The following is a 6,856-nucleotide window of genomic DNA, read 5'->3' as shown; positions in this document are numbered from 1 at the left end:
CACCGAGTTGTTGGACATGTTCTGCGCCTTGAACGGCGCAACCGACGCACCCCGGCGGGCAAGTAACCGGCACAGACCCGCCACCAGAACACTCTTACCAGCATCCGACGTGGTCCCGGCAACCAGCAACGCTCCGCGGACTTCGCTCACGGCAGCCTTCTACACTTCACTCCGCAGGCTCCGCTCACGGCAGTGTCAGAATCTCGCTACCCGTTTCCGTGACGACGAGGGTGTGCTCGAACTGCGCAGTCCACTTGCGGTCTCGGGTAACCACGGTCCACCCGTCGTCCCACATCTCGCCGTCGATCTTTCCCAGGTTGATCATGGGTTCGATCGTGAACGTCATTCCCGGTTCGATGACGGTCTCGACGGACGGCTGGTCGTAGTGCAGAACGACAAGTCCGTTGTGGAACGTGGTTCCGATACCGTGGCCGGTGAAATCCTCGACGACTCCGTACCCGAAGCGGTGCGCGTACGACTCGATGACTCGACCGATCACGCTCAGCGCGCGACCGGGTTTGACGGCCTTGATCGCCCGCATCGTGGCTTCGTGCGTTCGTTCGACGAGTAGGCGTGCTTCCTCGGATACGTTGCCCGCGAGGAACGTAGCGTTGGTGTCACCGTGGACGCCGTCGATGTACGCGGTGACGTCGATGTTGACGATGTCACCGTCTTCGATGACGGTCGAGTCGGGAATGCCGTGGCAGATGACCTCGTTGAGCGATGTGCAGCACGACTTCTGGAATCCTTTGTAGCCGAGCGTCGACGGGTAGGCCCCGTGGTCGACCATGTACTCGTGTGCGATGCGGTCCAATTCGTCGGTCGTCACACCAGGCGCCACCGCGCGGCCCGCTTCCTGCAGCGCCCGCGCTGCGATCTTCGAGGCAACGCGCATCTTCTCGATCACTTCCGGCGTCTGCACCCACGGTTCGTGGCCTTCGTTCGCCGTCGGCTTCCATGCATACTCCGGTCGCTCGATCGACTTCGGCACGGACCGAACGGGCGACACTACGCCCGGCACGAGTGGCTGACGGGGCTTGCTCTCGGCGGTCACAGACATGGTCATCAGGCTAGTCGCTGTGCATGGGACGTCACCGCCTGCGTGCACGCGGCTATGATTCAGCTCACAGAACCGACGAAGGGGTCGACTCGTGCCGCCCACCGATCTACTACGACCACGCGATGGCGATGCGCTGCGCGCAGAACTTCGTGAGGTGATGAAGTCCTCGGGTATACCGGTGGTGTTCGGCGGTGAGGTGACGTCTCACACTCTGCACTTGAGCGAGTTGCACGGCACCAGGACCCGCGGTCTGCAGGGGTTGTGGATCCCGAGTCGATCCGGTCTCGGCGGCCGAGTCATGGATCAGCGTCGACCAGCAGCAGTCAGCGACTATGGCAACTCGCAGTACATCACCCACGACTACGACCGACCGGTCCTCGGTGAAGGCCTACGGTCCGTGCTGGCTGTACCCGTCGTCGTCGAGGGTGCATCGCGAGCCGTCATGTATGCGGCGATACGAGAACGTGGACCGATCGGCGACCGCGTGGCAGACGCGATGGTCCGCGCGTCGCGGCGCCTTTCGCAGGAGATCGCGATCAGAGACGAAGTGGACCGTCGAGTGCGGCTCCTCGGCGCACGGCCCGACAGCGTCGATTCGGCAGCCGCCACGGAAGCACTACGGGAGGTCCACGCCGAGATTCGGGCGCTGACCGGCTCGGCCGACGATCCCGTGTTGCAGTCGAAGTTGACGCGCCTGTCCGAACGGATAGCGCTCGCACTCAGCCCGGCAATCGGCGACGACACCATCGCCGTGTCGGCACGCGAACTGGACGTTCTGGCTCAGGTCGCGCTGGGGTGCACCAATGCCGACGCTGCGGCACGATTGTCGTTGAAACCGGAAACCGTGAAGTCCTACCTACGTAGCGTCATGAACAAGACAGGGACCCGAACGCGTCACGAAGCCGTCGTCGCCGTGCGCAAGCTCGGCCTGTTGCCCTAGTAACCCTCGGGCAACTGCTCGAACATCTCGCGCGTCACCGCGACGGCGTTGTCGGAGCTTCCGCCACGAACCACGAGAGTCGCGAACGCAAGATCGCCGCGATACCCCACGAACCATGCGTGGGATCCGCCTTCGACTTCGGCTTCACCCGTCTTGCCGTACACCTCGCCCTGGTCCGCGATGCGCTCTGCCGTACCGCTGGTGACCACTGAGCGCATCATTCCTCGAAGTCCGTCGACCATCGCGGGGTCGATGACCGGGTGCTCACCTTCGATGGTCGTTTCCCGCCCGACGATCAGTGTGGGCACAGGGGTCGAACCGTTGGCGACCGTTGCTGCGGCGAGCGCCATTCCGAACGTCGAGACGACGACCTTGCCCTGACCGAATCCGTCTTCGGTCCGCTGAACCAGTTCCTCGGCCGGGGGAACCGACCCCGAATCGGTGGGTAGACCGACGACGTCGTACTCCGGACCGACGCCGAACTGCGACGCCGCGATCGTCAATGCGTCCGGGGGCATCTCGCTGGCCAGCTTCGCGAAGGACGTATTGCACGAGCGGGTGAATGCCGTACTCATGGAGACGTTGCCGAGGGCGAATTCGTTGTAGTTGGGAATGCTCCGCTCGCCGATCACGATTCGGCCCGGACACGGCACGGTGGTCTCGGGCCCGGCGAGGCCGGTCGAGATCGCTGCACCCGCGGTGATGATCTTGAACGTCGATCCCGGCGGATACAACCCAGCCGAAGCAACAGGTCCGTCACGATCGGCTTCCTCGTTCTGCGCGACCGCCAGAACCGCACCGCTCGACGGTTGGATCACCACCATCATTGCCTGCTCGGCGCGTACGTTCACCGCGTTCTGTGCCGCCACCTGAATGTTGCGATCGAGGGTGATGGAGAACGACGGTGCCGGCTCGGGAGGCGTATCGGTCAAGACATCGATGTCGACCCCGTTGCGGTTGACCGTGACGACACTCCACCCCGCTGTGCCGTCCACCTCGTCGATCACAGACTTCTTGACCTGCGACACGAGGTCGGGTGCGAAGGTCCGATCGGTCGCAATGAGATCCGACTCGTCGGACACCGTCACCCCGGACAGCCCCGACAGCGACGCCGCCACGGTCTGGTAATCGTCGTCACGCAGGAGCGCAACCGGGTAGTCCCCGTCGATCGACGTCGCAGACTCGACGATGCTCTGCGCGGAAATCGTCTGGTCGAACCGGCCGAGTATCCGCGCCAGACCCGTAGCAGATGCCACGATGTCTTCCGACTCGTCGGCGTCGATCTTGACGCGATGCACCACACCGGGGACGAGGACGTCGGTTCCCGAGCGTTCGTTGACCCTCGCTCGCGGCGGCGCCGTCGACCGAAGGGCCATCGTCTGTGTGTCACCGAGACCAGGATGAATATCCGTCGATGTCCAGCGAACTCCCCATTGGCCGTCGGTCCGGCCCATCTGCAGCTCGCCGTCGTACGTCCACACGCGATCTTTCGGTAGGTGCCACTGATAGGTGTATCCCACCGTCGCGGTGTCACCGTCGACCCGCACCGAAGTCGTTCTGGCATCGAGGGATTCCGCTTGCAGGTCCTCCCACACATCGTTCAGTGCCGTGGCCGCCGAATCGGGCCGATCGGTGTCTGCCGACGCGGCGGCGATGTCGCGAGCCGAGAACGCCGCAAGGAACGCCTGGGCCGCCGGCTCGGGACCATCCGGGCTCGGAGTGCATGCGGTCGCCGAACCTACGAGCACCACACAGACCACTGCAGCGGAAGCCACACGTCGAGAAAGCCCCACATCCGAGAATCTCATCGCGTTCATCGTAGTTCGACCACGACGCGAGAACGCTGAGCGAATCGCACTCAGTCCAGAAGAACCGTCGTGAATGTCGCCACCTGTTTCAGGCCGATGCGCGCATACGCCCTGCGGGCCGGGTAGTTGAAGCTGTTGACGTACAGACTGGCGATGCGGCCGGAACGAACCACCGCATTCGCCACCGCTGCAGTGCCTGCAGATCCGAGTCCGCGGCCTCGATACAGAGGATGCACCCACACCCCCTGAATCTGGCCGACTGTGGCTGATTGTGAGCCGATTTCGGCCTTGTAGATCACCTGGCCGTCCGCGAACCGCGCCCAGGCGCGGCCTGCGGCGATGAGTCCGGCGATTCGACGTCGATATCCACGGCCGCCGTCGTTTGCCCGCGGGTCGACTCCGACCTCCTCGATGAACATCGCTACGGCCGCGGTCAGATAGACGTCGAGTTCGTCGGCGCGCACGAGCCGAACACCGGGATCGGCCGGGTGATCGGACACCTGCGAGGTGGCAAGGAGAGGCTGCTCGCATCGAAGCTCCCGAGCAGCGCCCCAGTCCGCTTCGAGCATCTCCCACAACGGCAGCGTCAACTCGGCGCGACCGACGAGCGAGGAACACATCCGCGGACCACGACACGCACGATCGGCGAAGGAACGTAGATCATCGACGGATCCGAGTAGCGGCACGAGGTTGGCACCGTAGAAGCACAGGGACTCGTCCGGACCGCCACGGCTCCACATCTCACCGTGGAACGCGCGCGGGTCGAGACCGAATTCCTGCACACGCGCGGCGATCATGCACGTAGCGATGGGGTCGGCATCGAGCACGCGGAGGACATTGGCCGTGTCCTTGCTACTCAATGGCTTGGCGCCGAGGAGTTTGAGCACCTCGTGTCACCTCCTACCAACACATCCGCCGTTGTCCGCATCCACCCTCATCGAGACAGATTGCCAGATGAAGCCGAATCGGTGGGACATTCGGTCCCACCTCGCGCCTAGCCGACCGTGATCACCGGCGTTCCGGCGTCCGCTGCTTCATCATTGTCGAACTCCTCGGCAATGCGCATCGCTTCCTCGATCAAGGTCTCCACGATCTGTGCCTCGGGAACGGTCTTGATGACTTTTCCCTTGACGAAGATCTGACCCTTGCCGTTGCCCGATGCCACACCGATATCGGCATCGCGGGCTTCACCTGGTCCATTCACGACGCAGCCCATCACCGCCACGCGCAACGGAATCTCCATGCCCTCGAGGCCGGCGGTGACTTCGTCGGCCAGCTTGTACACGTCGACCTGCGCTCGACCACAGGACGGGCACGACACGATCTCGAGCTTGCGCGGTCGTAGATTGAGCGACTGCAAGATCTGCGTACCGACTTTGATCTCTTCGGCCGGCGGCGCAGACAGCGACACCCGGATGGTGTCGCCGATCCCCTGGGCGAGCAGGGCGCCGAACGCCACCGCAGACTTGATGGTGCCTTGAAACGCCGGACCCGCCTCGGTGACACCGAGGTGCAGCGGATAGTCGCACTGCGCGGCCAACTGCTCGTACGCGGCGACCATGACGACGGGGTCGTTGTGCTTGACGGAGATCTTGATGTCGCCGAAACCGTGTTCTTCGAACAGACCGGCCTCCCAGAGCGCCGATTCGACGAGCGCTTCCGGGGTCGCTTTGCCGTACTTCTCCATCATCCGCTTGTCGAGCGAACCCGCGTTGACGCCGATACGGATCGGGATGTTCGCATCGCCGGCTGCCTTCGCGACCTCTTTGACTCGGCCGTCGAATTCCTTGATGTTGCCCGGATTCACCCGGACGGCAGCGCAGCCCGCATCGATCGCGGCGAAGATGTACTTGGGCTGGAAGTGGATGTCTGCGATGACCGGGATCTGGCTCTTCTTGGCGATGATCGACAGTGCGTCCGCATCATCCTGTGTGGGACATGCCACACGAACGATGTCGCAACCGGACGCCGTCAACTCGGCGATCTGCTGCAAAGTCGCATTGATGTCATGGGTCTTGGTCGTGCACATCGACTGCACGGAAATGGGGTGGTCGCTGCCTACTCCGACAGATCCGACCTGCAGTTGACGCGTCTTACGGCGAGGTGCGAGTACGGGAACCGGCGGCGCCGGCATTCCCAATCCGACTGACACAGTCACTTCGTTGCCTTCTTCCCTGAGCTCTACAGGCGAGTCTACTTAGAACAACTGGATCGGGTTCACGATGTCCGCTGTGAGCGTGAGCAACATGTATGCGCCGCCGATCACGATCACCACGTAGGTAACCGGCATGAGCTTCATGTAATCCACCGGTCCACCGTTGGGCAGCCCCCGCTTGTTGCGGAAGAAGTTGCGGATTCGCTCGTACAGAGTGACCGCCATGTGGCCGCCGTCGAGAGGCAGCAAAGGCAGCAGATTGAAGATGCCGAGGAAGAAGTTCAGACTCGCCAACAGCAACACGAAGACCGGCCACATGGACCGCTCGACCAACTGCCCGCCGATGACACTGGCGCCGACGACACTGATCGGAGTTTCCGGATCGCGCTCACCGCCGGTGACGGAGGTCCAGAGGTCGGCAACCTTGCTCGGCATCTGCACCAGCCGGTGCGCGGTCTCGACGAACATGTCCCCGGTGAACGCGAACGACGCCGGAACCGCGGCAAGCGGGTTGTACTGGGTCGGATAGAACTGAGCGAGCTGAACACCGACTGCGCCCACCGTGGCCGACTCACGACCGGTCTCGGTGCCGTCGGACACCCAACGCTGCACCTGCTGAACCTGCACCGGGAACGTCAGCTCGGATCCATCACGCTCGACGACGAAATCGACTGTGCCGGAAAGCGGTTGGGTGGCCTTCACGACGTCGGTGAAGTCCGCGGTCGCGGTTCCGTTCACCGAAACGATGACGTCACCTTCGCGTATCCCGGCCACATACGCGGGACTCGGACCGGAGCATTCGGGGTACGTCAGATCGTCGTTCTGGGTTGCCGTGACGCAGGGCATCTCGCCGACGAGCGCTGTGGTCGGCGGATTGAGGTTCGGCAATCCCC

At 63.5% G+C, this 6,856-nt stretch carries 7 protein-coding genes; 1 reads left to right on the top strand and 6 read right to left on the bottom strand.

Annotation, left to right across the window (positions count from 1 at the left end):
• Together A2J03_RS30005 and map are read right to left on the bottom strand one after the other, a co-directional pair.
• The coding region (locus tag A2J03_RS30005; protein ID WP_156520409.1) for a nucleotide-binding protein at positions 1-150 on the bottom strand (150 nt) is incomplete at its 3' end.
• A 34-nt stretch (positions 151-184) separates the two neighbouring features.
• A complete protein-coding gene (gene map / locus A2J03_RS15295) occupies positions 185-1,060 on the bottom strand; it encodes a type I methionyl aminopeptidase (protein WP_068375538.1) in 876 nt (291 codons plus the stop codon).
• 91 nt (positions 1,061-1,151) lie between these two features.
• Here map and A2J03_RS15290 point away from each other — a divergent pair, with 91 nt between their 5' ends.
• Entirely contained in the window at positions 1,152-2,000 is an 849-nt protein-coding gene (locus A2J03_RS15290) for a helix-turn-helix transcriptional regulator (protein ID WP_068375530.1), read from the top strand.
• On the opposite strand, the gene A2J03_RS15285 is transcribed toward A2J03_RS15290, so the two are convergent.
• The 4 genes from A2J03_RS15285 to A2J03_RS15270 form a co-directional block, all read right to left on the bottom strand.
• Positions 1,997-3,817, bottom strand: a complete 1,821-nt coding sequence (locus A2J03_RS15285) for a penicillin-binding transpeptidase domain-containing protein (protein ID WP_442971359.1) — start codon at positions 3,815-3,817, stop codon at positions 1,997-1,999. The genes A2J03_RS15290 and A2J03_RS15285 overlap by 4 nt on opposite strands.
• Before the next feature lie 41 nt (positions 3,818-3,858).
• Entirely contained in the window at positions 3,859-4,695 is an 837-nt protein-coding gene (locus tag A2J03_RS15280) for a GNAT family N-acetyltransferase (protein WP_068375528.1), read from the bottom strand.
• Positions 4,696-4,802: 107 nt separating this feature from the next.
• Positions 4,803-5,966, bottom strand: coding sequence for a flavodoxin-dependent (E)-4-hydroxy-3-methylbut-2-enyl-diphosphate synthase (gene ispG, locus A2J03_RS15275; RefSeq protein ID WP_197480794.1), 1,164 nt, complete (start codon positions 5,964-5,966; stop codon positions 4,803-4,805).
• Positions 5,967-6,005: 39 nt separating this feature from the next.
• On the bottom strand, positions 6,006-6,856 hold an 851-nt coding region (locus A2J03_RS15270; protein WP_068375522.1), incomplete at its 5' end, for a M50 family metallopeptidase.

Source organism: Rhodococcus sp. EPR-157 (genome assembly GCF_001647195.1).
Lineage (GTDB): Bacteria > Actinomycetota > Actinomycetes > Mycobacteriales > Mycobacteriaceae > Rhodococcoides.
The sequence above is the reverse complement of the archived record's forward strand: the minus strand, read 5'-3'. Positions and strand labels throughout refer to the sequence as shown.